This window comes from Rossellomorea arthrocnemi (genome assembly GCF_904424705.1).
GTDB classification, from domain to species: Bacteria; Bacillota; Bacilli; order Bacillales; family Bacillaceae_B; genus Rossellomorea; species Rossellomorea arthrocnemi.
Genome location: NZ_CAJGBF010000008.1, coordinates 1 through 25692, shown reverse-complemented (window position 1 = coordinate 25692; position 25692 = coordinate 1). Strand labels below are relative to the sequence as shown.

The following is a 25692-nucleotide window of genomic DNA, read 5'->3' as shown; positions in this document are numbered from 1 at the left end:
TCTCCTTTGAATGTCTCTTTATTTTCTTGCTTTTAAGCCTTTAGGAGTTGTCATTCGTTCAAGCTGCTTTAATAAAAAATCAAAACTCAACGCGAGTAGTGCAGCTGGAATCGCTCCGGCAAGGACGAGTGCATTATTCCACGTGGATAGTCCCCGATAAATAAGGTCCCCCAGTCCCCCTGCCCCTACAAAGGTGGCAAGTGTTGCAACACCGACAGTCAGTACTGTAGCGGTCCGGATACCCGCCATGATGAAGGGGAGGGCCAGAGGCAGCTCGACCTTGAATAGGAGCTGAGTGTTGGTCATTCCCATGCCTCTTCCTGCTTCTATAACACCTTCATCCACTCCAATGATGCCTGTATAGGTGTTTCTGAGTATGGGTAGAAGTGCATATACCGTTAAGGCGATGATGGCTGTGATACTTCCCGTGCCAAGTAATGGGATGAGGAAACCGAATAGAGCCAAACTCGGTATCGTTTGAAATACAGCGGTGATCCCGATGAAGAATTCCGCTGATTGTTTCTTCCTGGAGATGTATATCCCCAGTGGAAGCGAGATTGCAATCGCAATGAATATCGATACAAAGGATAAATATAGATGTTCCAATAATCCCGTTAAGATTGCATCTGATCGGTTTGAAATGGTATGGATGAATAGGAAAGAGAATGTATTCATACAGAGCTCGCCTCCTTATTCCCTTCTGATGCTACTGTCTGGAGAATATCACTTGATGTGAGGATCCCGATCTTCCTGTCGTCTTTTGTCACCATCAGATAAGGCTTTCCAGATGAAAGGAGCATGCCCGCCGCTTCCTGAATGGAAGCATCAAACGGTATCGATGAGTATTCGTTTTCCTCAAGCATGTTGTGAAGATGGTTCGTATCTTCCTTCATGATATCGGAAACCAGCTTAAGAGGCTTTAGAACGTTCAATCGGTTTTCACCTATGAATGCACGTACAAACTCATTGGCAGGTTTAGAGAGAAGATCCACCGGTGTTGCAATCTGTTCGATCTTACCATCCCGCATAACGGCGATCTCATCAGCGATCTTTAACGCTTCATCAATGTCATGAGTGACAAACACTATCGTTTTATGTATCGTATTTTGGATGCTTTTCAATTCATCCTGGAGTTGTTCACGACTGATTGGATCCAGGGCGCTGAACGGTTCATCCATCAGGATGATAGGTGGTTCCGCTGCAAGGGCGCGAATTACCCCAACCCGCTGCTGCTGTCCACCGCTTAATTCGAGAGGATACCTTTTCTTGTATACTTCCGGTTCCAGCCCTACCAGATTAAGAAGCTCATCCACTCGTCCCTCATATCTTTCCTTTTTCCACCCTTTTAGACGGGGGATGAGGCTGATGTTTTCTTCAATCGTCATATGAGGAAGCAGTCCGATCCGTTGAATGACATAACCGATATTTCTCCTGAGGTCGACTTCATCTGTTTCTGAAGTGTCTTTACCATTAATGAGAATCGTTCCCCCAGAAGGCGCTATAAGTCTATTGATCATTTTCATTGTAGTGGTTTTACCGCATCCGCTCGGACCGATCAAGGCAATAAGCTTACCTTCAGGAATGGTTAAGTTTATTCCCTTAATGGCTTCTGTACCATCTTCGTAGATTTTTGTAACATTTTGAAATTCAATCATTTTTCCACCTGCTTTATGTACTGAGAAATTTTACTAAACATAGAAGGGATACCCTCATTATACAAAAGGTAAACATGTTGTAAAAGAAAATGAATTTGTTCCTATAGTTTGTGATGAATGGAGGGTGGACATACAGCATGCTTACCAAAAATTCTTTACGGAAGCGGATAATAAATAAAAGCCAGCAAATTATTGTTTGCTGGCGACGGAATGACTCCTCTGTTTCTTCAGTATATATTGTTCCACTACTATACCCGTAATGGTCCCCAATATTAATCCATTGTTCAATATGGACGCAACGACAACCGGCATGTCATTAAATGCACTTGGAGGCACAAACATTGCTCCCACTCCCACAATGAGTGAGATCCCTGCTACGAAATGAATTCTTTCTACATCCTCTTCTTTTCGATATTCGAAAAGGGCAAGTCCGACCATCTTGATGAAGATAACTGTCGTTACTGCATACCCGACAGGTGCTGGAAGACTGGCAAATATGTTCATGATCTTAGGAATCAGACTGATAATCATGATGATCCCGCTGCCAATAATAAAGGGGATGATTGAATACATCCCAGTCGCAGTTACAAAACCTGCAGACCCTGAAATGGGAACTGAGCCAATCGCAGAAAATAATCCTCCGAAGAGCTGATTCAACCCTGATGCGAAGCCGCTCTTTGTGTAACGTTCATAGGTGGGTTGCCCCTTAGCTCTCATCACCTCTTCCATCACACGTATGGAAGCGATCATATTAGTTGTTAAAAGAAAGGTGATGAATATTGAGGTCACGATGACACCGGTATCAAACACAGGCGCACCAAATACGAAAACATGAGGTAATGAGAACCAGCTGTCGGAAACAGAGGTACTTTCCCCAAGCCCCATCATAATGAAGATGAGCCATCCGGCGACCAGGGCAAGAATGATGGAATATTGCTGAATCCATTTCTGCTTGTGACTGGAAAAATATAGTGCAGCAAGGATAGTCAGAACGCTGCCAATGAGGACAAGGGGTTCCATGGATTGTCCTTCATGCTGAATCCCAAACATCCCCTTGATAAAGGATCCACTTAATTGCAGAATCAACAACATTAAATAAATAAACGTGATCGCCGGCGTAAATAAGGAGGATAGCTTCTTTAAAAGACCTGTGGCGGAAAGAATGAAGAAAATCACTCCGCTGACAATCATGCCTCCCTGTAATACGGTTAAAACTTCTTCATGACTGCTATAAAGAGTTCCGGAAAACCCTGCATAGATGGCAAAAACACCCCACCACAGTCCTGCTGGTCCTTCGTTGATGGGTAGCTTATGACCAAACAATGCCTGGATAAGGCTTGCCGCACCTAAAACGAATATCGTCCGCTGAATGAATCCCGCTGTATCTGCAGGAGACAGTTGGAACAAGTCTGCAATGGCAATGGGAGCGGCAATAGATCCTGCCACCATAAAAGCTACCCATTGGAGAGCTGATAATAGTATTTGCATCTGTGTACACCTTCATTTCAACTATGTAAAGTGTGTCCATTTTAACATAATTTCCTTCATTTGAAGAGAATGAATGGGCGGTTTTTTATAGTATCATCTAGTTTTATGAACAGGTACTAATTATTTTAATGATTTTCTCCCCTTTATAGGGAAAACATGTTAAAATAAGAGCGGATTAGTTATTCTTAAAGGAGCAGTGATGATGATTTTTGCCCTTATACTCATACTTTCGTATTTATTAGGTTCTATTCCATCAGGTTTATTGATTGGTAAGACGTTTTACGGAAAGGATATCCGTGAACATGGGAGTGGGAACCTTGGTGGGACGAATACGTTCAGAACCCTTGGTGTAAAAGCTGGAATGATCGTGACCATCATGGATATTCTAAAGGGAACCCTCGCCACTCTATTACCGTTGATGTTTGCAAGTGATGTACATATGTTATTGGCCGGAGTATTTGCCGTCATTGGCCATATGTATCCTGTTTTTGCAAAATTCAAGGGGGGAAAGGCTGTGGCAACCTCAGCGGGTGTCCTCCTAGGCTACAATTACATCCTTTTTATCATACTACTGGCCGTCTTTTTTATTTGCTTGTATGCAACGAAGTATGTATCCCTTTCTTCTATGATTGCAGCGGTACTCGCCTTTACGTACTCTGTCTTCACTGAAGATATACCCCTCATCATAGTTGTAGGTATTCTGACTATTTTTGTAATTTACAGGCACCGGGCAAACATTGTACGGATTAAAAATAAAACCGAACCAAAAATTAAATGGCTTTAGTTTAAAAAGCGACCTATGCACCAGGTAACCGGATTTCCGGGGACCATGGTGCATAGGTCGTTTTTTTGTTCCTGATTGTGTATAGCCATACTTGTATATGAGAATGATGAGGTGTAATTCCCAGAAAGCTGGAGCAGCATAAATTGATAATATTCTTCAGATTTCGCTAAAAAAACTAACCGTTTCCCCTTGTTTTTTTGTAAAATGAAAGTAGTGCATAAAATAAAGGATGATGAATATGAATAAAAAAAGATTGATATCTAGTATCGTTCTCTGCATTCCATTACTCTTGTTGACTGGTTTTCTTCTAAACAAGCAGTATTCCGACTGGTCCACTCCTGCAGGAGAAGAAGAGTTAACGTCTCTTCTGCATACCACCAGGGAAGTGCAGGCATCTGGGAAATCGATCAAAGCAAGTGCTTCTATTGCTGCAATTGGAGATATCCTCATTCATGATACGGTCTACAATGATGCAAAAAAACAATCTGGATATGATTTCACACCTATGTTCTCTCCCATTAAGGACATGCTCTCTTCACCAGATTTTCTTATTGCCAATCAGGAATCAACCCCGGGTGGTGTGGAATTGGGCGTATCAAGCTATCCCCTGTTCAATAGTCCGCAGGAGGTTGTTAAAGCACTGCAGGAAGTTGGAGTGGATGCTGTGACCACTGCCAACAATCATTCATTGGATCAGGGTGAAAAAGGTCTTTTGAGTGCGATTGATTATTATGGGGAAATTTCCATGCCGTATGTTGGGGCGTTTAAAAGCCGGGAAGACCAAAGTCGTATTCGTACCTTTAATGTGAATGGAATCAAATTTGCTCTCCTGTCTTATACGTATGGTACAAACGGAATTCCTGTACCAAAGGGAAAAGAGTATTTAGTCAACTTAATAGATGAGCAAAAAATGATCAAGGAAATCCAGAAAGCCAAAAGTATGGACATCGATTTAGTGGTTATGAGCCTGCATTGGGGAAATGAGTATCAACGCTTCCCGACTGAGGAACAGCAAAGGCTTGCTAAGGTATTGACGAATAATGGTGTTGACATCATTTTCGGTCACCACCCCCATGTGCTGCAGCCGATCCAGACCTACAAAACAGATGATGGTCGGGAAGCTGTTGTCATTTATTCCCTTGGGAATTTCCTTTCTGGACAGAAAGATGATTTCAAGGATATCGGGGGAATGGTAACGGTCCAGGTAGAGAAAAAGATGAATCCTGCCGGCTCCCAAATTACCTTCCCGTCAGTTCAGTTCAAACCTACTTTTGTGTCAGAGAATCATTATAAAAACTATCGGATTTATCCTCTCGGTTTTGCCAAAGAAAATGGTATGATTGCATACACAGAAGAAGAAATGGTATCACATATGGTGGACGGAATACCTGATTGAGAAAGATAGCCTGTAGGTTATATTTAGTTTACGAAAAGAACGAGCTTCCTCCAAAGGAAAGCTCGTTCTTTTAATGTCCGCCAAAAATCAATGAATTGAAGAAAATGCCTGCAAGAGCTAAAGCCGCCAAAAAGATATTGGCTGCCAGAAAGGTCTTACGGCTGCTCTTAAAGAAAAGTGTGACCATTCCATAATAAAGGAGGGCTGAAATCACAATGAATGTCCCTGCTTCAATCTGATATTTAGCTTCATGCAATTGAATAAACGTTAAGATACTCAGTCCGGTAAATATAAATGCACCAATGTAATATAATAAAGTTTGTGTCTTCATCTATTTCATCCCTTTATGCGTATTAGTAGATGTTCCTACTTCACTATGTATATAATATGAAATGAAACCTTCTTTGTCCAGAACCACTCTGGAAAATACCTGTAGAGAAAGGAGTCTCATCAATGAACATACATATTTCAAAAGAAGCTCTTACGTGGTTTAAAAACGAAATGCTTGTTGAGGAAGGCGAACAAGTTCGTTTTTATGTACGATACGGAGGTTCCAGTCCTCTGCACGATGGTTTTTCATTAGGGGTGAACAAAGACGAACCGGTGGATCTTGGTGAACGAATCGAAATTGAAAATCGGGAGTTTTTTATTGAAGAAGGAGATTTATGGTTCTTTGATGGTCATGATTTATATGTTGAATACGACCAGAATCTTCAAGAACCATCATACGAGTACAAAAAATAACGGGCATTAAAGGCTGGCGGATGCCAGCCTTTTTTTCTTAGTGTCCGGTCCTTATTTCTTCCCGAAACGGGTAATATGCTCATGTAGGCCTTCTTTAAGGAGGATATTTTCCTGGATTTCCCCTAAAAGATCGAAATGGGGAAAGCCCTCTTTCCTTTGATGAATCCATTCCTCTTTCAACCCATACTTCTCCCCCCAACGGGACAATCGATCGAGGTTACAGCAGCCCACCTTCGTCACGGAACGTGTATCGGGAAATCGATCATCCAGCCAGTAGTGGGTAAGAAATGCAATCTCACCATTCTTCACTTGATGTTTCCATTCTCTTAGCTCTTCTTTCGTTAGTCCGAATGCCATGGCTGCCTTCCTTTCCAATCCTGTTTTTTAAAGGAGTTCAGGGATAATTCCCTGCCGGGGAGACTATATAGGATATTATTTCTTTGCTCTTTCATAGGCATCATGCCAATGAGGAAACATCTTTCGGATTGAAATGGGACGAAAGTTTTCTTGCTTCACGCACACATGTTTGGTTTGCCCGGTAATGGCAAGCTGGTTATCTCCATTATAAATTTCGTAAGCATATGTAATACGCAGCCCATCGTACTCTTCCACCCATGTTTTGATAAACGCTTTTTCCCCATAGCGAACCGGTGACTTGTAGCTTACATTCAGGTCAATGACTGGGGATAAAATCCCTTCTTTTTCTATATCAGCATATTTAAAGCCCAGGTCTTCAATCAGTTGTGTACGACCGAGCTCCATCCATACAAGGTAGTTTGCATGATATACAACCCCCATTTGATCTGTCTCTGCGTAACGCACTTCAATGGTTTTTTCTGCAATTTGCATCCTTTACACCCTCTTCAACTAATCAGTATCCATCCTTATTTTATCATAGATATACTCAGCCATAGAATTAATCGGCTTCAAAGCTTAGAGGTAATTCCATTACTAAGGTTCTATTAAATAAAAATGACCCGAACAAAAAAGGCTTAATGACAATGCCTATTTGTTCGGGTCATGGAATCTTTACCCTTTATTGATTCGTATTTGGATTTGCTTCATCTTTTATTTCATTGCGGAAAGCCTGAAGACTCTCTCTGCGACGTTCATTCTTTGCCTGGATGGACTGAAGCTGCTCTTCACTGTCGGTGCAAGCCATTGATTCTTCAGCCCGATCTATATTCTCAATTGTATGTTGAACCATACCTTGAAGCTTCTCAACATTATCACTGCGATCATCCGGATTTGGTTTATCCCATGCCATCCTGCATTCCTCCTATGTCAAAATGATAAGGGACGGACCTTTCTGGCCAATCCCACTTCAATTCTTTAGAAAAGCCTTATTCACCCTTGGTTTGGATGACTTGTGCGTGCTTACCGGATTTATCCTGCATTTGCTTCCCTTTGTTGCCGCCTGCGGCTCTCGATTTTGTCCCAATGTGGTTTGGTACAAAGTGACTCTGACTTCCTTTTGGGTTGCTCATAATACTTCCCCCCCTTACTAATATGATTACCAAAATAGCAAGGAAGAAAAGGCGTAATAATTGGCAGTAATAATTTCAGGGCAAAAAAATAAGCCTCGTAATTTCTTACTCGGCTTTACTTACAGGGCGTTTCATTTCAAGTCTGGCATCAATACGTTCTTCAATGGCGTCAATGGCATCCTGATCCAACAAGAGCTGCTGCTTGTTTTCTTTCACAAGATCTGCAAAAGATTTTTTTCTTGGTCTGCGCAATTTAATCCCCTCGCTTTCTATTGTGCTTTGTATAAGTAGTATATCCAAATGTCAGATATTTTAAACAAAGGTCACAATAGATGGCTGAGATTGATTTGGAGGCCTTTAGGAGGTTTCATGTGAGGGTCCTTCCCTCTGGCCACAGATGGTTCAAGACAAAGTTTCTATAGGGAGGTGCGTCCCTCATTTCAGTTCCTTACTTCAGGAGAGAGGTGAGAGAGTCGATATTGGTGATAGCACCGATTTGTTTGTGGGTGATGATGCCTTTTTCGTTGATGATGAAGGTGGTTGGGACGGTCAGGATGTCATAGGCATTATTAATTTTATCATTTGTATCCAATAGGATGGGAAACGTCAGACCCATTGCTTTTTGATATTCTTTGACGTTGTATTGAGGGTCGATGTTGATGGCGAGGAGTTCAACGTCTTTACCATATTTCGTGTAAAACTCTTGCATGACGGGCATTTCTTCTTTACAAGGCGGGCACCAGGTAGCCCAGAAGTTCACAATCACTTTCTTGCCTTTCAATTCTGATAATGTAATGGGTTTTCCATTTAGAGTATCAAGTTTAAAATCAATGGCCTTATCCCCCACATTTGGTCCGGGGTAGTTCTCTACAGGAGTGGTTTCAGAAACTTCTCCTTCTTCAATATCGATCAATTGGTCATAGGCTTCAGCTTGTTGAAACACGCTTTCAGAGATGGAACTGGGATCAGATTTATTCTCAATATAGAATGAGAAGACTAATAAAGTGACAAGTAAAACGCCAAAAATGGATTTCAAAGGAGTGCTCTCCTCTCAAGGAAATGATTTTACTATCATCTTATGTAGGCTTGTCTCTCTTTAGTCATGGATTTTTAAAAGGCTTGCATGAGGAATATAAAAAAGCCTCGGGACTCCCCGAGGCTTCAAATATTATGCTTGTAATTTATTACGTAGTACCATTTGTAGAATGCCGCCATGGCGGTAGTAGTCCACTTCTACATCGGAATCAAAACGAGCCAATACGTCGAATTCTGTTTTCGATCCGTCTTCAGCAATAGCTGTGACTGTTAAGATATCACGAGGTTTTACTTCATTTGTTACATTGACAGAAATCGTTTCTCTCCCTGTCAATCCTAAAGATTCGGCGCTGTCACCCTTCTTGAATTGAAGCGGGAGAACACCCATCATCACAAGGTTTGAACGGTGAATACGCTCATAGCTTTCAGCGATGACAGTCTTGATACCAAGAAGATTCGTACCTTTTGCTGCCCAGTCACGAGAAGATCCCATACCGTAATCTTTTCCTGCCAGAACAACTAATCCAGTACCGTCTTGCTGATATTTCATGCATGCATCGTACATTGGCATTACTTCATCTTCAGGCCAGTAAGTAGTGAAACCACCTTCAGTACCTGGAGCAATCTGGTTACGGATTCGGATATTTGCAAACGTACCGCGCATCATCACCTCATGGTTTCCGCGACGGGAACCGTAAGAGTTAAAGTCACGAGGCTCTACATTGTTTGCACGAAGATATTTCCCTGCGGGTGTATCTTTACCGATTGCACCTGCTGGTGAAATATGGTCAGTCGTGACGGAATCTCCAAATTTACCAACAACTCGAAGTCCGTTCAAGCCTTGGATGTCTTCAGGCGTTGTCGCAAGTCCTGTAAAGAACGTTGGATTTTGGATGTAAGTCGAATTTTCATCGAAGCTGTAAAGTGGCTCGTTACTTGTTTTAATTTCATTCCAACGCTCGTTTTCAGAGAAAACGTGCTCATATTCTCTACGGAATAATTCAGGAGTAACGGTTGATTTCACAGCATCCTTCACTTCATCCTGTGAAGGCCAGATATCTTTGAAGAAAACATCATTTCCATCTTTGTCCTTACCTAGGGATTCTTTTTGAAGATCGATGTCCACAGTCCCTGCCAGTGCATAAGCAACAACAAGAGGTGGGGAAGCAAGGTAGTTTGCTTTCACAAGCGGATGTATACGACCTTCAAAGTTACGGTTACCTGATAGGACGGATGTTAACAGTAAATCCGCATCCGATACAGCCTTTTCAATTTCAGGACGAAGTGGTCCCGAGTTACCGATACAAGTCGTACAACCATACCCGACAAGGTTGAATCCGATATCTTCCAGGTAAGAAAGAAGACCGGAATCTCTTAGGTAACCAGTTACAACTTTAGAACCCGGTGCTAGAGATGTTTTGACATAATCAGGAACATTCATTCCAAGTTCCACTGCTTTTTTCGCAACTAAACCGGCACCTAACATAACATATGGATTTGATGTGTTTGTGCAAGACGTGATGGCGGCAATTCCGATAGCACCAGTTGGCATCTCAACATCTTTACCATCTTCTGTTGTATACTTGGCGGTTTTGTTGATTTCAGATGCATCCAGCCCAAAGCCTTGAACGCCTTCTTTAGCTGTGATGGACTTATGGAAAGCTTCTTTCATATCAGAAAGAGGAATTAAATCCTGTGGACGTTTTGGTCCTGAAAGGTTTGGTTCCACTGCTGACAGATCGATTTCCACTACATCTGTGTACGTTGGTTCTTCTTTTTCCGGAGTGAAGAACATTTCATTTTTCTTTAAATATTCTTCAACCATGTTGATATGTGTTTCATCACGGCCAGTCAGACGAAGATAATCCAGTGACTCTGAATCAACCGGGAAGAATCCACACGTTGCACCGTATTCTGGAGCCATGTTGGCAATTGTTGCACGGTCAGCAAGTGGTAATGTTGCCACACCAGTACCGAAGTACTCAACAAATTTCCCTACAACACCTTTTTGACGCAGTACTTGTGTCACTTTAAGGGCTAAGTCGGTAGCAGTAGCTCCATTAGGAAGCTCACCAGTCATTTTTACCCCGATAACTTCAGGGATCGGGAAGTATGAAGGCTGACCGAGCATTCCAGCTTCTGCTTCAATACCGCCTACACCCCAGCCAAGTACACCGATACCATTGATCATCGTTGTATGAGAGTCAGTACCAACCAATGTATCAGGATATGTTTCAAAATCGCCTTCTGTTGTTTCCACAGCATGAACGACGTTTGCCAAATATTCTAAGTTTACCTGGTGAACGATACCTGTTGCAGGCGGGACAGCACGATAATTTTCAAATGCTTTTTGAGCCCAGCTAAGGAACTGATAACGTTCAGCATTGCGTTCAAATTCAAGGTCCATATTGGCTTGCAGTGCATTGGCCGTACCGTATTTATCAACCTGTACAGAGTGGTCGATTACAAGGTCAACCGGGATTTCAGGATTGATCTTTTGTGGATCTCCACCGATATCAGCCATTGCTTTACGTAGAGATGCTAAATCAACTACAGCCGGAACACCGGTGAAATCCTGAAGGATGACACGTGACGGTTTGAAAGGAACTTCTGCATCCTTTACTTCAGTGGATCCCCAGTTTGCCAGATTTTCAACATGATCTTTGTTAATCACACGTCCGTCAAATTGACGAAGTACTGATTCGAGCAATACCTTCACACTGTAAGGTAAGCGGTTAATTTTTGTTACTCCTGCTTCTTCAAGCGCTTTTAAACGATAATAATGATAACGTTTTCCTTCTAGTTCGAAAGAAGATCGTGCATTAAATACATCGTTCTTTGCCATTTCGATTCCCCCTCTAAACTACATCAAACAATAAGTCGAAAAGTTTTCGTTCTAAACGAACTTTTCTCACATTTACATCTTAATACAAGCGATTACATAAGTAAATAACAATAAAGTTATTGTTTTTGATAAGTTTTACTTATCTAAATGGATAAACTCCTTTTGGTTTCTAGAAAAATAGTGGTATAACAACATTTTCCCCCTTGTCAAATCGTGTCAGTTGACATTAAACATTATTTTGAAAAAATAAATCTGTTAGCCTTTTCCTTTAATAGACAGTCACTGATAGTGGCATTCTATCTTTATGGAGGTGTTCTACATTGGCGAAACGTAAAGCGAACCATGTTATAAATGGAATGAATGCAGCGAAAGCACAAGGCCAGGGTGCCGGTTACAATGAAGAGTATTCAAATGAACCGCTGACCGCAGCACAACGTCAGTTTAATAAAAAACGCAAAACCAATCAGTAAAAGGTGAAGGGGGGCTATGGCAGTTGTCCAGACGAGGGCGGGTATGGTCCCTTCCCTCTTTCCTCTATTCTCCCTACCCTTTTTCCACAAAAACAAAACCCATCCGGCTTAAAATTCTGCCGGGTGGGTTTTATTATGGTTACCCCTATTGTTCATTCACTTCGTTTACGATGGAAGAAAGATCGGATTTGAATTGTTGAAGTTGAGCACGTTGAGTATCTGATGCCACTTCCAGTGCATTTTCTATTTGTTGATACGCTTCATTTACTTCATTCTTCAGATGAGCCAGTTGTGACCCGTAGCTTCCTCCATCCAATACCAGTTCATGAATTGTATTCTGTACGTCGGTAACGCTTTGTTCAGCGGCTTGGTACGCTTGCTGTTTGTTTTTATGATAAGGCATGATGATCTCTCCTTGATTAGAAATTAGCTTTTTTAGTATAACCATAATCGATGAAACCCATACGTGTGAATAAACTGGTCATTAACATAGCATTATAAAGGAGAGGAGGGATGATTCATGAACAAAAACGATGGTAAAGATATGCGTAAAAATGCTCCGAAACAATCAGGACAACCGGAGCCTTTAAGTGGATCACATAAGGTGAAGAACCATAACCATACACGGCAAAAAAACAATAGTCATCACGATATGTAATATGAAAATAGGGAGTGCTGGCGCTATTTTGCCTGCACTTCTTTTAATGCATGGTTTTAAATGCTTGGACGATTACCTTCTGTTCATCCCTTGACACGACCCGCAAATCAAAAAGGACTACCCCGTCTTGAATTCTTGTAAGGATCGAGGGGCTCCCCTTTCTCAGCTTCTCATGAAGTTCCTCAGGAGAAAATGAATCATGATTGATAGAAATGGTGAATGTATCCAATTCAACTTCCGGCATCGTCCCACCTCCAATCTGACTCTTCCCTTCCACAATGGCTGATGAGTATCCACTCCCAAGTGCTTGGACCTCCTCTGCGAATTGCCGGGACTGAACCAGAATTTCTTCTTTGGTTCTGGTGATGGCTTCAATGGTTGGGTTTTTTGCTTGTTCCTCTCCTTTGATGTATTGCAGGAGAGTCATTTCAAGCGCTGCCAGTGTCATTTTGTCGACGCGGAGTACACGTGCCAGCTGATGTTTTTTTAACTGCTCGACCCATTGCTTTTTTCCTGCAATGATGCCGGCCTGAGGTCCACCTAACAATTTGTCTCCACTGAATGAGACAAGGTCCACCCCTTTGGCCAGGACTGTTTTAACAACAGGCTCATTTCCGATCCCCAAGCGGGTGAAGTTGAATAGTGCCCCGCTTCCTAAATCTTCGTAATAAAGGACACCGGGATGCAGCCTGGATAATGCCACCAGCTCATTCGTAGAAGCGGAGGCGGTAAAACCTTTCATAATGAAATTGCTTTGATGAACTTTCATAATCATGCCTGTCTCTTCTTGCACCGCTTCCTCATAGTCCCTTATATGTGTCTTGTTTGTGGTCCCTATCTCACGAAGGATAGCCCCGCTTTCTTCCATGATAGAGGAAATCCGAAATGAGCCGCCAATCTCCACCAGTTCTCCCCGTGAAACAATCACTTCTTTACGTTTGGCGAGTGAAGAAAGGATAATAAATACCGCTGCTGCATTATTATTTACAACCATGGCCTCTTCCGCCCCTGTCAACTCACAGATGAACTTCTCGGCATGACTATGTCTTGAACCCCTGACTCCATCTATAATGTTGTACTCCAGATTGCTGTAATGACAAGCTGCCGATATTACATGGTTAATCGCCTCCTTACTTAATCGCGCCCGTCCCAGATTCGTATGTAAGATGGTCCCTGTGGCATTTATGATCCTGCGAAGTGAAGGGGAAGCGAGTTTGTACACCAATTCTTCCGCTCGGGCAAAGACCTCTACAATGAATTCTTCCGATGAAGGATGAGGTCCCTCCCACTCTTTATTTAAAATGGATTTCCGATAAAATGACATCGCCTTTCTCAGGAGGTCCGTCCCTCTCTCCATCGAAAGGTTGTGACGGTGGAGGAAAGTATGGAAATGGGTGGTTTGCTGCAGTTTGTGAATGGATGGAATGTTTCTAACAAGATGATCCATAAGTTGTACCCCCTTCTTTCTTTTCCTTAATTATAACACCCTCACCATTTATATTAGAACGAATACAATATGTAAAAGACGCAGTTGGGGGTCAGAAGTGAATGAGTAAGGATAAGGAGGACTTTTATTTAGAGAACTGGGAGAAGAGTATGAAGGATTGGCTATTGGATCCTGCTACGGTACAACTAGATGAACAGGAATTTCGTGTGGATTTTCTTGATACGACTGAATCGTTCATAGTGGAAATCGAGACAGAAAATATTTGTCCCGAAGAATTGATTATTATGAAGAAAGATACTCAATTGGTGGTATCGATCGTGCTTAAAGACGAAAATAAGGTAAGAAAACGCTCCATTTGTTTTCCTTTCTGTTTAAAGCAACGAGCCATCACTTATTCCATTGAGCATCATACAATTGAAATCAATGTTCCTAAAAAGGAATGTTCCATCCCCTCATCCTTCGTGATTCGAGTTCAGGGATTGTCAAATGAATAACGGTACTTTTAAATAGAAGAAAAGGTCATTAGTTTCTGAGCTAGCGACCTTTTACGCATTTATAAGGATTCAATGATTGGAATGATCCGGTTGATATCAGGAAAAACGCCTGTATCGAGTTTGGAGTAAATCTTTTTTCCCTCTACTGTAATTTCGAATGCCCCTCCAGAAGACGGTACTAACGTCAGTTCCTTAATATCGGACCTGAAATGATTGAATAGCTGTTCCGCGAAACTCGCGGCCTTGGGTGCATAGTTTCACATCATGCAGAATTCAATCGTCATTTTCACTTTATTCATAAACATTTTCCTCCCTTCATGATAAATTGCTTTCACTGTGTGTTTTCATACTATAATAGAAAAAAGGCATGTGCAAATAATCAGATCTCTAGTCATTTTAAGTTTCTCCCCACCTCTCCTTTGCTCAATTGTATTTTTATCCTGTACAATGAGATTATTCATACATAAAGAGGTGAAGTGAATGAGTAAGGAAGAGATAATCCGCTTAACAGAACTTTCTACAAAAGCTGGCTGAGGCTGCAAACTCAGTCCTAGTGACTTGACGCAAGTTTTGCGTCAGCTACCTCCTCAACCATTTACGAAAGAATTATTAGTAGGGAACGAATCATCGGATGATGGTGGAATCTTTCAGCTCACAGATGATCTTGCCATGGTACAAACGGTGGATTATTTTACTCCGATTGTGGACGACCCTTACCAATTCGGGCAAATTGCGGCTGCGAATGCTTTGAGTGACGTGTATGCAATGGGTGGAACACCGAAAACGGTTTTAAACATTGTTGGCTTTCCCATTCAAAAGCTTGGAAGCAAGATACTTGCGGCCATCCTCCGAGGGGCACAAAGCAAAGTACTTGAAGCGGGTGCCGTGACAGTAGGGGGGCACTCCATCGACGACCAAGAGCCTAAATTTGGTCTGAGTGTGACTGGGATTGTTCATCCGAAAAAATATTGGACCAATACAGGAGCACAAGAAGGAGACGTCATTGTCTTGACAAAACCATTGGGTGTAGGGATTCTGACGACAGGGATCAAGCGTCAGGCAGTGACTTCCGCCCAGGAATCCACCGTTATCAAAGTTATGAGCATGTTAAATAAAACGGCTGCGGAAGTTCTGCAAACATTTCATCCGAATGCCGTAACAGATGTAACAGGTTTCGGATTGATGGGTCATGCATATGAAATGGCAAAAGGCAGTAACGTATCAATAGAATTCTCTTACGCATCAATCCCTCTGTTAGAAGGGACGAAAGGATTAGCAGCTCAAGGAGTCATTCCAGGTGGATCGAAAGCGAACCACACATGGCTTGAGGAAAAAGTGTATTATGATTCGAGCCTTTCACAGGAAGATCGATGGATTCTATGCGATGCGATCACTTCAGGAGGTTTGCTCGCCAGCCTGCCCATGTCAGAAGGGGAAAGATATATAGAGGAACTTCAACATCACTCCATCTCCGCCAATATCATTGGAAGCGTTCAATCGCCACAAAACTGGAGTATCTCAGTAGAAAAATAAAAAAACTGTGATCCCTTTTAGAGAACTAAGCAGTTCAAAGGGGATCACCATTCATTTTTCTTCAATCAATTTGAAGAATTGGCCGGTTATTTTTTTGGATAAAATTCTCACCTGGAAAGGGAATGGGTCCTCAATCTTTGGAAAAGAGTTAAACCAAATTACCTTTTCATCTAGTGCAATAAAGGGAATCGCTGTCATCGAATTCTTCATCACGATTTTAGACGCTGGTTGTGAAATAGTACCGTATCGACAATGGATGACCACACTCTTATCCTTTGAAGCAGATATCAATGCATTCACCAAATGTAGTGGGATATCTTTTAGGTCATGGACATTCACAATAATTTGGTTTTTAGCCGCATTAAAATCTTTCTCCAGCTTCTGATAGTCGTTGGTTCGGACCCATTTCATTTTCTTTGTAGAAGCAGGAAGTAGTGAATCGATGGTTTCCTTATGCCCTTCTTGTTGAAGGTAGGAAATGAATTGATGCACAGGTGTGGACGTATGGGTCTTTTCTTGGATAAATTGATCATTTCCAATCAGAATGAACTTCCCCCTGGCCCGGGTAATGGCAACATTGATAAGCCGATCGCTTCCCTTTCGGGTAAGTAACGTCCCAGGCTTGCCATGTGAAACTCCATCAACAAGATCAAACAGGATCATGTCATTTTCAGATCCTTGAAAGCCGTGAACCGTGGCGGCATATATATCAGCTTCGGGATCATCCCTCTTTATCAATTCATCCAGTAAAAGATTATACCATTTCCCCTGCACTCGATACGGAGTCACAATTCCGATTGAATTCAAACCATCATCCATTGCTTGGAGAATCAGTTGGATCGTAACTAAACTGGATAACGCATTCCATCTTGATCCTTTATGGGTTTCTGCCCACACCGTCCCTTCTGTCAATGAAAATAATACCGCACCATGTGAGGGAAAAGGGTTACGATTCGTGATGTCCCTACGAATCGTTTCAACTGAATGATGATCACCCACCCTTGAATGGTAAATATATTGATTGGTAAATGCTGAAATACTGGGGTGCATACGTCGCTGTTCAGGGAGTAATAAGAGATGTGGGTGATCCAACCCTTTCTCAACCGCCCCTGCCACACCGGCAGAATGGAAGATGTCTTCCTTTAACCATTTGGCTACTAGAGGATGAAAGGAAGTTGCAATGGGTGGGAGCTGTTTGAAATCTCCGCAGATGATGATCTTTTTTCCAAGGGATGCAGCGAAGGCTATTTGAGGGACATACGCCATACTCGCTTCATCTACAATCACAAGGTCGAATTCACCTTCATAAATGAGTCGATCAATGGCAGCTTTAGAAAGTGTCGTACCAATCACTTTAGCTTCAGAAACCAGTTCCCCTTCCCTTCTTTTAAACTTCTCTTTAATTTTTTGATAGTGGACCTCAAGCTGTGACAATCGTTCCGAGTCATATGCTGAATAGGTTTTGGATAACTTTTTTTTCAGCTTTTTCCTGTAAATCTCTACCTTTCCTTTTTCCTCGGATAGAGTTGGATCCTGTTGCTCCAGTAATTGAAGAATACTTAAATCCGTGACATCTGCACGATAGTTTTTTCTGCTTGCACCGTACCTAATGACTTCTCCCCGTATCCACCGGTCATGGCTGCCGAGAAAATGGTGCATTTCTTCTATTAATACATCCACTGCTGCATTACTATGAGAGAGAAGAAGCACCTTCTTTCCTTCTGAATAATGATAAGCCGCCACTCGTGCGAGTGTATAGGTCTTTCCTGTTCCCGGTGGTCCCCACAGGTACGTTACGGGATTATATTTGCTTCTGACATATGCTTCGTGCAATGGTGTTTTGTAATCAGATTCGGGATGGCTTTTATCCATGTACGGGAACATTACCTTCTGAATGCGATTTGTTTTCCCATGACGTTCCTTGGCTTCTTCCAATCGTTCCATGAGCTTCTCGAGGATTTCCCATGGCTCATGAAGGATCTGGCCAAAAGTAATGGTATCCCCAAGGAACTGATCAAACTCAAGTGTACATTCACGATCTTCTGAACTAATCACCATACCAGGGATCGAGGATTGCTTTCGCTTATATATAACGGTCCCCCCCTCCGGAAAAGAAGCAGGGTAGTGAAGGGTAAACCAATAAATATAGGCACCTTCCTCTTTTCTTATGCATCTCCCCTCTTCTATTGAAATTCCAGAGGTTTCTCGTTTTTTCAATTGTAGAATTTCCAAATCCAGAGCATTTTTCCACTCTTCTATCATATCGATTGTCTTCATTCAGATCACCTTTGCCATACATAAAAAATCAAGAACACTATCATATCAATTTATTGGGTAAGTGTATAGGAATTCAAAAAAAAGAATCGTTATTAAAAGAACGATTCTTTTTTCATCCACTACATTGGCTTTCCTTTCTGTTCCTCGTCTTTTTCCACGAATCGATCAGCATAATACAATACGTCTTCTACATATTGCTCGCTGTGATTATATGCAAACACGGCTTGTTCGATTTTCCCGTCAGCCGCACCATTTCGCGCCAGATAATTAGCGGCACTGAAAACGGCATCCTCTATTTGAAATGGATCAGCCTTACCATCCCCGTTCGCATCAATGCCATAACCACCATATTTTTCAATGACGGCAGGGTCTGTTTTTTGATCTGAAGGGATATCTCCCTTTCCTAGTCCCGAGCAACTCGGATGGGACCAGCCTACAAATGTACACGGCATAAACTGCATGTGCCCCTCTGCCCCCACAGGAGAGACGAGAGTTTTCATAGTGGAGAATTTCGTTTCAACTCTGTGGTGGGCAGCCAATAGATACCAAGGTACACCGTATTTGTCTTCTGCTGCTTTGTATATAGGTATATATTTAGATGGGATCTCTTCTTGTCCAAGCGAGGAGAGGTTATAAGAATGGCCACCATGATTGACAGCATAATAAATCGCTAAAATGATGATGGGGATGAGAACCATTTTTAGAGGTGATGATCTCTTTTTTTTACTTGACTGTTTCTTTCTGGCCTGTTTTTTTGTCATTGGGTCTGTCCTTTACATGGTTATCGATACTCCTAGTATTTTAATATGAGATAGCATTTGTGGCAATCCATTATGTATAAATAAAAAATGCCTCCGGAGCAGCGGTTTTGACATGCTGCTCCAGGGGCATCCACTCATCATCTATTTATGGTTAACAAACAAACGCTGCTCCAACGATAATTAACAGGATGAATAAAACTACGATTAACGCAAAACCACCAGCGTAGCCACCACCACCGCAGCCATATCCATATCCAGGGTATCCATATCCATACATCATCAGTCACCTCCAGTTATCTTACTACGATATTAATGTATGTAGTGGACAAAATGTAGGTTAATGAAAATCATAAAACACTAACGGATCTGATTCTGCATTTTGCATGGTTTACCCAATAAATAAAGGGTCTTTAGGTACATGGTTAAAAATAAAATGAGTAAAACGTCTAGATAAAAGGGGGTTAGACACAAACAAAGCGCCTGGAAATTCCAGACGCTTTAGTGGTTTAAATATGTTCTTTGGATTCTTTTGTTTTTTTCGGTCTTGGCTTAGGTTTAATGTATAAGCCTAGTTCCTTTTTCTCCTGGTTCAGTGACTTGTACAGTGAAACCATCATGAGTGCCATTATCACTGAGAACGGCAATGCTGCGACAATCAATGCATTCTGTAAAGCCTGTAACCCACCGCTGTATAGTAGAATTAATGCTACGGTAGACTGTGCAAGGCCCCATGTTAATTTTACATAGTTTGGTGGAGTGAGGGATCCATAAGTGGTTTGCATCCCTAAAACGAATGTAGCAGAATCAGCAGAAGTAATAAAGAATGTTCCGATCAATGTGATGGCGATAACAGAAAGGATCGTTGACCATTCAAATCCGTTAAAGACAGCGAACAGAACTTCTTCTGTTTTAAGATCCGATAAAGCTGCACCAGCTTGCTGTACCTCAATTGCGGATGTACCAAATGTAGCGAACCATATGAAGCTTACAAGAGCTGGTAAAAGTAAAACCCCTATCAAAAATTCACGGATGGTTCTCCCTCTGGAAACACGTGCGATGAAAATCCCGACAAATGGTGACCAGGATATCCACCAAGCCCAGTAGAAGATGGTCCATCCATTGATCCATGAACGATGTTCTTCATTTAATGGTGCTATTCTAAAGCTCATCGCGGCGATGTTTTGAATGTAAGCACCAATCGTATCCGTGAACATATTCAGGATCAGCAGGGTAGGTCCGATAAAGAACACTAATACAAGTAGTAATATGGCAAGTACCATATTTGTATTGGATAAGTACTTGATTCCTTTACTTAAACCTGACCACGCTGAAATCATGAACAACACCGTTACAACGCCGATGATGATAGCCTGAACGGTGAAATTATTTGGAATACCCAGCAGGTAGGAAAGTCCGCCGTTAATTTGCGCTGCTCCGAATCCAAGGGTTGTTGCTACCCCTACGACCGTGGCAAATACAGCCAAAACATCGATAATCGTTCCGAGAGGTCCATTCATTTTGTCACCAAAGATTGGTTTCAATGTGGCTGAGATTAAGCCTGGCTCATCTTTACGGAATTTATAGTAAGCAAGTGCTAAAGCAACGATTGCATAGATCCCCCATGCGTGGATCCCCCAGTGAAAGAATGTATAACGCATCGATTCCTTAATGGCCTGGTCGGTTCCCCCTTCGGCCATCGGGGGTGTCATATAGTGAGACAGCGGCTCGGCTGCCCCCCAGAATACTAAACCAATTCCCATTCCTGCACTAAACAACATGGCGAACCATGTTCCTTTTGTGTACTCAGGTTTTTCGTCCGGTTTTCCTAATCGAATCGTTCCAATGGGACTAAAGATTAAGAATACGCAGAAGATGACAATCACTGTAACTAAAATAAGATAATACCAACCAAAAGTTGAAGTGATAAAAGTTTGCATTTTTGCTGTTACGGTTTCAAATGAGTTTGGTGCAATTGCTCCATATGCAACGGCAGCAGCAACCAATACTACGGTAATCCAGAAAACATTTGATATTCTCTTCATAAAATTCTCCTTTCCATATTCTAAGTTTTTTGTTTCGTCTCTTTTCTTAACTGAAGGGGAAACGACAGTGGGATTCGAGGTGTTTTTATTAGTGGTATGTACACCTACTGCAGTGGCCTTCATGTTGAAAGAGTCTTTAGTTAATGCAAATGGGAAAATGTGCATTCTGAGGATGAGGGAATGATTACTTATTACCTATTCCCTTGTCACTCTCTTATAAAACCAACATTTGTTACCGTATCAGAAAGAAGTTTAACTTTGCAAGTAATAACCATTCATTATTTTTATTAGTCTTTGTCATTTTTTCGATTTCATTCCTTTTCTTTTGATGGAATTACCCTGTTAATCAAAACTTTTGTCATTAAGAATAATTGGAAAATAAATCGTGTTATTAGTGAACTGGGATAAAGGTATATCATTTTTTTGAGTGGTATTTTCTCTTGTATTACATAGAAGAAAAAAGAGAGATGGAATATTTTCGGAGGGGATGATGAAAAGAATGAATTGGGAATTTTAGCATGAATTAATTGGGGTATTGTCCATCTAATTGGAAAGCATAAAAGAAGAGTTTACAGAAGGAGTGAATCTAATGAAAAATAATTTTCATAAACAGCATGAAGAAGTAAAAAAATTGGCACAACAACAAATGGGTGAAGAAATCGAAATGAAATCCGTAGCTTCTTCTGCAAGAAAAGGAAAAGGTAAACAGGGAAAATAGGAACTGTCTACCCAAATAAGGATTCGAAAAAGGACGCCCTATTTCGGCGTCCTCAGCTACTACTCTTTTATGATTTTAACTTTCACATCTCTAACCCCATATTGAAGGGCATCTTTTTCTTTTTCCATATATATGTCGATGCGGTTTCCTTTTATGGCATCACCCGTATCTTCAGCACGTGCATAACCGTACCCTTCTATATATACCTTGGATCCTAATGGGATGACACTTGGATCAACAGCAATGACTCTGGCATCAGGGTTCTCTATTAAGTCTACCCCCGTCTTCGTGATACCGATACAACCGTCACAATGAGCCGTGTAAGCTGTAGCTGTGATGTTAAGTTCCTTGACAACCTTATCGTCCGACTTTGTTCCTTTCACTGCTTGTCCCCTATCTTTTTCTTCATCCACAGAAAACCCATCTTCTAACAATTGTTTGCGTGTTCCGACCTCGTCAATCGAAACGTGGTATCGATTAGCGATCTCCCAAAGAATGTCGCCTTCTTCTATATTATGATAATCATTAATAGCAGTGCTATCGCTTTCTGCAGACGCAGTAGGAAGTCCGATTGAAAGAAAAACTGTGAAGGAAATAATGGAAAATAATACTTTTTTCATCTTGTCAAATTCCTCCTTTTGTGTTTGGTTATGAAACCAACAGTTGAAATAGTAACATAGACATACCTCAGATACATAACAAACTGTTAATAAACCAATAACAATTAGATGACAAGCGTGTAATATTTCTTCTATTCAATCTAATTCAGGACACTGAACCCTATGAATTTCATAAAGAGGGAAATATTGTAGATACATAACGAGGTTTATATCGGGTGAATTTTTTTAGAAACCACTTTCCAGAAATGAAATGGACAAAAAAACCACTGAGAAGGAAAACTCAGTGGTTTTGATTCTATTATTTTGTTTCAAGGATTTTCACATTAACTGTTTTCCTGCCGAAATCAACAGCTTGATCCTTTGATGGGATGAATACATCAATACGGTTCCCCTGGATCGCTCCGCCTGTATCTTCTGCAGTTGCATAACCGTACCCTTCTACATATACTTTAGATCCAAGTGGAATGACATCAGGATCTACTGCAATTACTTTCGCATCAGGATTTTCTTTTAAATTCATTCCAGTCGCTGTAGTACCTGAGCACCCTTCACAATCAGCCGTGTAAGCAGTTGCTTCAACTGTAATTTCTTTTACCGCTTCTTCCTTGGCTGCCGGTTCGGCTTGAGCTGTTTCTGCTGCAGGCGCTTCAGCTTCTGGAGCTACTTCTGCTTCTCGTTCTGGCGCAGGGGCCTCTGCTTTCTCAGAAATATTTGCAGTAGCTGAAGATGCTTTATCGTCTAAGTTAATAACTAATTCTTGTCCAGGCACAATCAAGTCACTTTCAAGTGCATTCCAGCCTATAAGGCTGTCCACTGAAATTCCATATAAAGAAGAGATTCCCCAGAGTGTATCACCTTTTTTTACTGTATAGTATTCCTTTGAAGAAACCTGCAGTTCCTGGTCAGGATAGATTACGTGTGAACCTAAGTTATTCCATGTCATAAGTTGATCCACAGATGTTCCGTACTCTTGTGCAAGTCCCCATAATGTGTCGCCTTTTTTTACTTCTATGTCTTGTGCTGAAGCGCTAGCTCCACCAGACACTGCAAGTGTAGTAAATGCAGCCACAGAAATAATCGATTTTTTAAGTTTCATAGAAAAAATTCCTCCTTATGTAGCCAGCGATTTATTTATTTTTGCTAACAGGGAAAATACTAACATAGTAAAATCTCAATTCAATAACAGGAACTTTAACATCGTGCGTCAAGAATATTTCACCACTGTAATAGAAAGCGATTACCTGTATAAACTATCTTATTGAGGAATACTATGGAAATAAATAAAGAATTTTATTGATATAAAGGGTTTTTATGGAATGAACCGGAAAAGATTTCTACTTAGTTTAATGATGAAAAATACCGGACAGGATGACATTTCAGTAGTAATAACCTTGAGGGAAATGAGCAGATCATGGCGATTTATCCTTAACAAAAAGATCCTTTCCCTCTATAATATTGAAAGAAGGCTGGTTTTGTACTGGAGGAAGAAGATGAATAACGAAGAAGAGATGATTGTACTTTATAAAGATGATCCCGACGAAAATAGCGGTCGCTGCGAATGTGGGAACAATATTTTCAAATCACGGGTTTTGGATGGAAAGTTTTATCGGAAGTGCCAGGAATGTGGTAAAACCAAAATCGTATAATGAAAAGACAAAAAGGGAAACCGCTTAAAAACGGTTTCCCTTTCATATTTAGTTATTTATTTTGTCAATGATTGTGGAAGCGAATTGAACCAATTCATCCGTTGTATGATTGATTTTCTTGATTGCTTCTACTATATGATTTAATTCAGATTGGTTGCGTTTAAACATATCCATATAGTTTTCCATTTCCATCTGGACTGTCATGATCCCGCTTTGGACATTGCCGATTTCCCTGCGTGAGTTCTCAGTCAGGTCTGTCATATTGCGGACTCGATTTGACACTACGCCGATTTGTTTGTTGCTTTCGTTCACGAGCTGGTGAATGGACGTGCTCAATTCTTTTGAATCTTCAGCAAGCTTTCTTACCTCTGAAGCCACCACTGCAAATCCCCTGCCCTCGTTCCCTGCCCGTGCAGCTTCAATGGAAGCATTCAAGGCAAGAAGATTGGTCTGCTCAGCGATTTGCTGAATTGAGTTAGAAAGCGGCGTGATCTGTTCTGCAATGGTCTTTACACCTTGAATTTCCTTAAGTAGTGTATTGATTTGTTCTGTGATGATACCGAAGCTGTCAATCATATGATCTGTCTGAACTTTATTCATTTTAGAAAGTTGGAGAAGATTTTTGCTGCTTTTTTCAGTATTTTCAGATTCCGAACGGATATTTTCTGCCTTAGTAGCGGTTTCGTTCAGGCTTTGTTCCGTTTGGCTCAAGGATGAGCCGAGTTCTGTATTCATGTTGAGCATTTCTATTTGGAGTTCCTGGTTTGCTTGATGCAATTTTTCAAGCTCGTCCATCCTGCTCTGAATGTAGTATTCTGAGACAATGCTGGCATCTAGATGGATACCGTGATCAATCGCTACTAAAACAGATGCGAGTTTAGAAGGTTCGTTCTGATATAATTCGACAATTTTTGGGATTAAAAGATGTTGTATCGTGGTGTAAGTCGAAATAAACCAATCGATTGTAAGCCCGAAACGGTTATGGGTTTTTCCCATCCTTTCTCTCATGAAGAAATACTCATCATTTAATTCCCCTGAAAACAAGGATCGGAAATAATCGTGGAATACCGCCTTTAATCGCTCCCGGCTAGAATGATTCTCGGCAATCTCAACTAAACTGGGGTGCTTGTATAAGTGATTGAGAACCGTATCGAGCAAAGTATCAGATAATTGATCATAGACCGGGAGAATGTCTTTTAATTCCTGTAAATGGTGCTCCTGAAATTGCATATAATGTAGTCGTTCATTCAGTATCTTGTCTTTTAGGACAATGACATTTGATTCGCGAACCATTAATGGTTCCATTTTAGGTTTTCTTGAGAATAATACAGCCATTATGAAGATGCCTCCGATAAAATGTTATTTTTTGGGCGTTATGTATAAATTTTGTACAACATCAATATCTTTACTTTACCCCAACTTTTTTCCTATGACAATCTATTTGTCCGGACAAATTTAAAAACATTCTATTGCTTGATGCTATTGATATTTATCTACCTTCAAAACATCTGAACACGATGGAGAAATAATGGAGCTTACCTCTTAAACACATTACTATTGTATCAGTGGTTGTACAAAATATGTACAAAAAG

28 protein-coding genes and 2 pseudogenes are annotated in these 25692 nt (G+C 41.2%); 9 read left to right on the top strand and 21 right to left on the bottom strand.

The window, feature by feature from the left end:
- Window positions 1–18 precede the first annotated feature (18 nt).
- The 3 genes from BAA9072_RS12315 to BAA9072_RS12305 all read right to left on the bottom strand — a co-directional run bounded on the left by BAA9072_RS12315 (window position 19) and on the right by BAA9072_RS12305 (window position 3143).
- Window positions 19–675 carry an ABC transporter permease gene (locus tag BAA9072_RS12315; RefSeq protein ID WP_201714988.1) on the bottom strand — a complete coding sequence of 219 codons (657 nt, stop codon included), beginning with the start codon at window positions 673–675 and terminating at the stop codon, window positions 19–21.
- The gene (locus BAA9072_RS12310) at window positions 672–1655 is read right to left on the bottom strand and encodes an ABC transporter ATP-binding protein (RefSeq protein WP_201714987.1); all 984 of its coding nucleotides are present in this window, start codon (window positions 1653–1655) and stop codon (window positions 672–674) included. Before BAA9072_RS12310 ends, BAA9072_RS12315 begins: the two co-directional genes overlap by 4 nt.
- Window positions 1656–1844: 189 nt before the next feature.
- Window positions 1845–3143 (bottom strand): purine/pyrimidine permease, encoded by a 1299-nt coding sequence (locus BAA9072_RS12305; protein WP_201714986.1) that lies wholly within the window; start codon window positions 3141–3143, stop codon window positions 1845–1847.
- Between the two features lie 202 nt (window positions 3144–3345).
- Between BAA9072_RS12305 and plsY the strand changes: the two genes are divergently transcribed.
- Window positions 3346–3927 carry a glycerol-3-phosphate 1-O-acyltransferase PlsY gene (plsY, locus tag BAA9072_RS12300; protein ID WP_201715140.1) on the top strand — a complete coding sequence of 194 codons (582 nt, stop codon included), beginning with the start codon at window positions 3346–3348 and terminating at the stop codon, window positions 3925–3927.
- Window positions 3928–4165: 238 nt separating this feature from the next.
- Entirely contained in the window at window positions 4166–5323 is a 1158-nt protein-coding gene (locus BAA9072_RS12295; protein ID WP_201714985.1) for a CapA family protein, read from the top strand.
- 70 nt (window positions 5324–5393) lie between these two features.
- Here BAA9072_RS12295 and BAA9072_RS12290 read toward each other — a convergent pair whose 3' ends face one another.
- Window positions 5394–5654 (bottom strand): hypothetical protein, encoded by a 261-nt coding sequence (locus BAA9072_RS12290; protein WP_201714984.1) that lies wholly within the window; start codon window positions 5652–5654, stop codon window positions 5394–5396.
- A gap of 122 nt (window positions 5655–5776) precedes the next feature.
- Between BAA9072_RS12290 and BAA9072_RS12285 the strand changes: the two genes are divergently transcribed.
- Window positions 5777–6067, top strand: coding sequence for a HesB/YadR/YfhF family protein (locus BAA9072_RS12285; RefSeq protein ID WP_201714983.1), 291 nt, complete (start codon window positions 5777–5779; stop codon window positions 6065–6067).
- A gap of 51 nt (window positions 6068–6118) precedes the next feature.
- Here the strand turns inward: BAA9072_RS12285 and BAA9072_RS12280 are convergent, their stop codons facing one another.
- The 7 genes from BAA9072_RS12280 to acnA form a co-directional block, all read right to left on the bottom strand.
- Entirely contained in the window at window positions 6119–6424 is a 306-nt protein-coding gene (locus BAA9072_RS12280) for a hypothetical protein (RefSeq protein WP_201714982.1), read from the bottom strand.
- A 75-nt stretch (window positions 6425–6499) separates the two neighbouring features.
- A complete protein-coding gene (locus BAA9072_RS12275) occupies window positions 6500–6916 on the bottom strand; it encodes an acyl-CoA thioesterase (RefSeq protein ID WP_201714981.1) in 417 nt (138 codons plus the stop codon).
- 187 nt (window positions 6917–7103) lie between these two features.
- On the bottom strand, window positions 7104–7334 hold the full coding sequence (tlp, locus tag BAA9072_RS12270; protein ID WP_201714980.1) for a small acid-soluble spore protein Tlp: 231 nt from the start codon (window positions 7332–7334) through the stop codon (window positions 7104–7106).
- Window positions 7335–7410: 76 nt separating this feature from the next.
- Window positions 7411–7554: an acid-soluble spore protein N gene (locus BAA9072_RS12265; protein WP_201714979.1), complete on the bottom strand. Its 144-nt coding sequence runs from the start codon at window positions 7552–7554 to the stop codon at window positions 7411–7413.
- Window positions 7555–7659: 105 nt separating this feature from the next.
- Window positions 7660–7806: an FbpB family small basic protein gene (locus tag BAA9072_RS12260; protein WP_201714978.1), complete on the bottom strand. Its 147-nt coding sequence runs from the start codon at window positions 7804–7806 to the stop codon at window positions 7660–7662.
- A 196-nt stretch (window positions 7807–8002) separates the two neighbouring features.
- On the bottom strand, window positions 8003–8590 hold the full coding sequence (locus BAA9072_RS12255; RefSeq protein ID WP_201714977.1) for a peroxiredoxin family protein: 588 nt from the start codon (window positions 8588–8590) through the stop codon (window positions 8003–8005).
- Window positions 8591–8722: 132 nt separating this feature from the next.
- Window positions 8723–11434, bottom strand: coding sequence for an aconitate hydratase AcnA (gene acnA, locus BAA9072_RS12250; protein WP_201714976.1), 2712 nt, complete (start codon window positions 11432–11434; stop codon window positions 8723–8725).
- A 320-nt stretch (window positions 11435–11754) separates the two neighbouring features.
- Here acnA and sspO point away from each other — a divergent pair, with 320 nt between their 5' ends.
- Window positions 11755–11904: a small acid-soluble spore protein O gene (gene sspO, locus BAA9072_RS12245; RefSeq protein ID WP_201714975.1), complete on the top strand. Its 150-nt coding sequence runs from the start codon at window positions 11755–11757 to the stop codon at window positions 11902–11904.
- A gap of 145 nt (window positions 11905–12049) precedes the next feature.
- On the opposite strand, the gene BAA9072_RS12240 is transcribed toward sspO, so the two are convergent.
- Window positions 12050–12307: a hypothetical protein gene (locus BAA9072_RS12240; RefSeq protein WP_201714974.1), complete on the bottom strand. Its 258-nt coding sequence runs from the start codon at window positions 12305–12307 to the stop codon at window positions 12050–12052.
- Window positions 12308–12424: 117 nt separating this feature from the next.
- On the opposite strand from BAA9072_RS12240, the gene BAA9072_RS12235 reads away from it, so the two are divergent.
- Window positions 12425–12562, top strand: coding sequence for a small acid-soluble spore protein P (locus BAA9072_RS12235; RefSeq protein WP_201714973.1), 138 nt, complete (start codon window positions 12425–12427; stop codon window positions 12560–12562).
- A gap of 43 nt (window positions 12563–12605) precedes the next feature.
- Here BAA9072_RS12235 and selA read toward each other — a convergent pair whose 3' ends face one another.
- A complete protein-coding gene (gene selA / locus BAA9072_RS12230) occupies window positions 12606–14009 on the bottom strand; it encodes an L-seryl-tRNA(Sec) selenium transferase (protein ID WP_201714972.1) in 1404 nt (467 codons plus the stop codon).
- 101 nt (window positions 14010–14110) lie between these two features.
- Between selA and BAA9072_RS12225 the strand changes: the two genes are divergently transcribed.
- Window positions 14111–14503, top strand: a complete 393-nt coding sequence (locus tag BAA9072_RS12225) for an Hsp20/alpha crystallin family protein (protein ID WP_201714971.1) — start codon at window positions 14111–14113, stop codon at window positions 14501–14503.
- 59 nt (window positions 14504–14562) lie between these two features.
- Here BAA9072_RS12225 and BAA9072_RS24610 read toward each other — a convergent pair.
- Window positions 14563–14748 (bottom strand): annotated as a pseudogene (locus tag BAA9072_RS24610) (Rdx family protein); the annotation flags it as partial.
- Window positions 14749–14983: 235 nt separating this feature from the next.
- Between BAA9072_RS24610 and selD the strand changes: the two are divergent.
- Window positions 14984–16036 (top strand): selenide, water dikinase SelD, encoded by a 1053-nt coding sequence (gene selD / locus BAA9072_RS12215; RefSeq protein ID WP_201714970.1) that lies wholly within the window; start codon window positions 14984–14986, stop codon window positions 16034–16036.
- 51 nt (window positions 16037–16087) lie between these two features.
- Here the strand turns inward: selD and BAA9072_RS12210 are convergent, their stop codons facing one another.
- The 4 genes and pseudogenes from BAA9072_RS12210 to BAA9072_RS12195 all read right to left on the bottom strand — a co-directional run bounded on the left by BAA9072_RS12210 (window position 16088) and on the right by BAA9072_RS12195 (window position 21116).
- A complete protein-coding gene (locus BAA9072_RS12210) occupies window positions 16088–18313 on the bottom strand; it encodes an AAA domain-containing protein (protein ID WP_201714969.1) in 2226 nt (741 codons plus the stop codon).
- Window positions 18314–18432: 119 nt separating this feature from the next.
- Entirely contained in the window at window positions 18433–19074 is a 642-nt protein-coding gene (locus BAA9072_RS12205) for a lytic transglycosylase domain-containing protein (RefSeq protein WP_230980846.1), read from the bottom strand.
- Between the two features lie 151 nt (window positions 19075–19225).
- A pseudogene (locus BAA9072_RS24240) lies at window positions 19226–19306 on the bottom strand (YjcZ family sporulation protein); the annotation flags it as partial.
- Between the two features lie 274 nt (window positions 19307–19580).
- Entirely contained in the window at window positions 19581–21116 is a 1536-nt protein-coding gene (locus BAA9072_RS12195) for a glycine betaine uptake BCCT transporter (RefSeq protein WP_201714968.1), read from the bottom strand.
- Between the two features lie 589 nt (window positions 21117–21705).
- On the opposite strand from BAA9072_RS12195, the gene BAA9072_RS24505 reads away from it, so the two are divergent.
- Window positions 21706–21834 (top strand): hypothetical protein, encoded by a 129-nt coding sequence (locus BAA9072_RS24505; protein WP_269139950.1) that lies wholly within the window; start codon window positions 21706–21708, stop codon window positions 21832–21834.
- 59 nt (window positions 21835–21893) lie between these two features.
- Here the strand turns inward: BAA9072_RS24505 and BAA9072_RS24605 are convergent, their stop codons facing one another.
- Both BAA9072_RS24605 and BAA9072_RS12185 read right to left on the bottom strand, forming a co-directional pair.
- The gene (locus BAA9072_RS24605; RefSeq protein ID WP_201714967.1) at window positions 21894–22454 is read right to left on the bottom strand and encodes a 3D domain-containing protein; all 561 of its coding nucleotides are present in this window, start codon (window positions 22452–22454) and stop codon (window positions 21894–21896) included.
- Window positions 22455–22752: 298 nt separating this feature from the next.
- A complete protein-coding gene (locus BAA9072_RS12185) occupies window positions 22753–23550 on the bottom strand; it encodes a 3D domain-containing protein (RefSeq protein ID WP_201714966.1) in 798 nt (265 codons plus the stop codon).
- Window positions 23551–23944: 394 nt separating this feature from the next.
- On the opposite strand from BAA9072_RS12185, the gene BAA9072_RS12180 reads away from it, so the two are divergent.
- The gene (locus tag BAA9072_RS12180; RefSeq protein ID WP_201714965.1) at window positions 23945–24100 is read left to right on the top strand and encodes a hypothetical protein; all 156 of its coding nucleotides are present in this window, start codon (window positions 23945–23947) and stop codon (window positions 24098–24100) included.
- A 48-nt stretch (window positions 24101–24148) separates the two neighbouring features.
- On the opposite strand, the gene BAA9072_RS12175 is transcribed toward BAA9072_RS12180, so the two are convergent.
- Window positions 24149–25435: a globin-coupled sensor protein gene (locus BAA9072_RS12175; protein WP_201714964.1), complete on the bottom strand. Its 1287-nt coding sequence runs from the start codon at window positions 25433–25435 to the stop codon at window positions 24149–24151.
- Window positions 25436–25692 lie beyond the last annotated feature (257 nt).

What these genes read in the sequence shown, in the direction of transcription:
- BAA9072_RS12315 (WP_201714988.1), bottom strand. Translation starts at nt 675, where the DNA reads ATGAATACATTCTCTTTCCTATTCATCCATACCATTTCAAACCGATCA.
- BAA9072_RS12310 (WP_201714987.1), bottom strand. Translation starts at nt 1,655, where the DNA reads ATGATTGAATTTCAAAATGTTACAAAAATCTACGAAGATGGTACAGAA.
- BAA9072_RS12305 (WP_201714986.1), bottom strand. Translation starts at nt 3,143, where the DNA reads ATGCAAATACTATTATCAGCTCTCCAATGGGTAGCTTTTATGGTGGCA.
- plsY (WP_201715140.1), top strand. Translation starts at nt 3,346, where the DNA reads ATGATTTTTGCCCTTATACTCATACTTTCGTATTTATTAGGTTCTATT.
- BAA9072_RS12295 (WP_201714985.1), top strand. Translation starts at nt 4,166, where the DNA reads ATGAATAAAAAAAGATTGATATCTAGTATCGTTCTCTGCATTCCATTA.
- BAA9072_RS12290 (WP_201714984.1), bottom strand. Translation starts at nt 5,654, where the DNA reads ATGAAGACACAAACTTTATTATATTACATTGGTGCATTTATATTTACC.
- BAA9072_RS12285 (WP_201714983.1), top strand. Translation starts at nt 5,777, where the DNA reads ATGAACATACATATTTCAAAAGAAGCTCTTACGTGGTTTAAAAACGAA.
- BAA9072_RS12280 (WP_201714982.1), bottom strand. Translation starts at nt 6,424, where the DNA reads ATGGCATTCGGACTAACGAAAGAAGAGCTAAGAGAATGGAAACATCAA.
- BAA9072_RS12275 (WP_201714981.1), bottom strand. Translation starts at nt 6,916, where the DNA reads ATGCAAATTGCAGAAAAAACCATTGAAGTGCGTTACGCAGAGACAGAT.
- tlp (WP_201714980.1), bottom strand. Translation starts at nt 7,334, where the DNA reads ATGGCATGGGATAAACCAAATCCGGATGATCGCAGTGATAATGTTGAG.
- BAA9072_RS12265 (WP_201714979.1), bottom strand. Translation starts at nt 7,554, where the DNA reads ATGAGCAACCCAAAAGGAAGTCAGAGTCACTTTGTACCAAACCACATT.
- acnA (WP_201714976.1), bottom strand. Translation starts at nt 11,434, where the DNA reads ATGGCAAAGAACGATGTATTTAATGCACGATCTTCTTTCGAACTAGAA.
- BAA9072_RS12240 (WP_201714974.1), bottom strand. Translation starts at nt 12,307, where the DNA reads ATGCCTTATCATAAAAACAAACAGCAAGCGTACCAAGCCGCTGAACAA.
- BAA9072_RS12235 (WP_201714973.1), top strand. Translation starts at nt 12,425, where the DNA reads ATGAACAAAAACGATGGTAAAGATATGCGTAAAAATGCTCCGAAACAA.
- selA (WP_201714972.1), bottom strand. Translation starts at nt 14,009, where the DNA reads ATGGATCATCTTGTTAGAAACATTCCATCCATTCACAAACTGCAGCAA.
- BAA9072_RS12225 (WP_201714971.1), top strand. Translation starts at nt 14,111, where the DNA reads ATGAGTAAGGATAAGGAGGACTTTTATTTAGAGAACTGGGAGAAGAGT.
- BAA9072_RS12210 (WP_201714969.1), bottom strand. Translation starts at nt 18,313, where the DNA reads ATGAAGACAATCGATATGATAGAAGAGTGGAAAAATGCTCTGGATTTG.
- BAA9072_RS12205 (WP_230980846.1), bottom strand. Translation starts at nt 19,074, where the DNA reads ATGACAAAAAAACAGGCCAGAAAGAAACAGTCAAGTAAAAAAAAGAGA.
- BAA9072_RS12195 (WP_201714968.1), bottom strand. Translation starts at nt 21,116, where the DNA reads ATGAAGAGAATATCAAATGTTTTCTGGATTACCGTAGTATTGGTTGCT.
- BAA9072_RS24505 (WP_269139950.1), top strand. Translation starts at nt 21,706, where the DNA reads ATGAAAAATAATTTTCATAAACAGCATGAAGAAGTAAAAAAATTGGCA.
- BAA9072_RS24605 (WP_201714967.1), bottom strand. Translation starts at nt 22,454, where the DNA reads ATGAAAAAAGTATTATTTTCCATTATTTCCTTCACAGTTTTTCTTTCA.
- BAA9072_RS12185 (WP_201714966.1), bottom strand. Translation starts at nt 23,550, where the DNA reads ATGAAACTTAAAAAATCGATTATTTCTGTGGCTGCATTTACTACACTT.
- BAA9072_RS12180 (WP_201714965.1), top strand. Translation starts at nt 23,945, where the DNA reads ATGAATAACGAAGAAGAGATGATTGTACTTTATAAAGATGATCCCGAC.
- BAA9072_RS12175 (WP_201714964.1), bottom strand. Translation starts at nt 25,435, where the DNA reads ATGGCTGTATTATTCTCAAGAAAACCTAAAATGGAACCATTAATGGTT.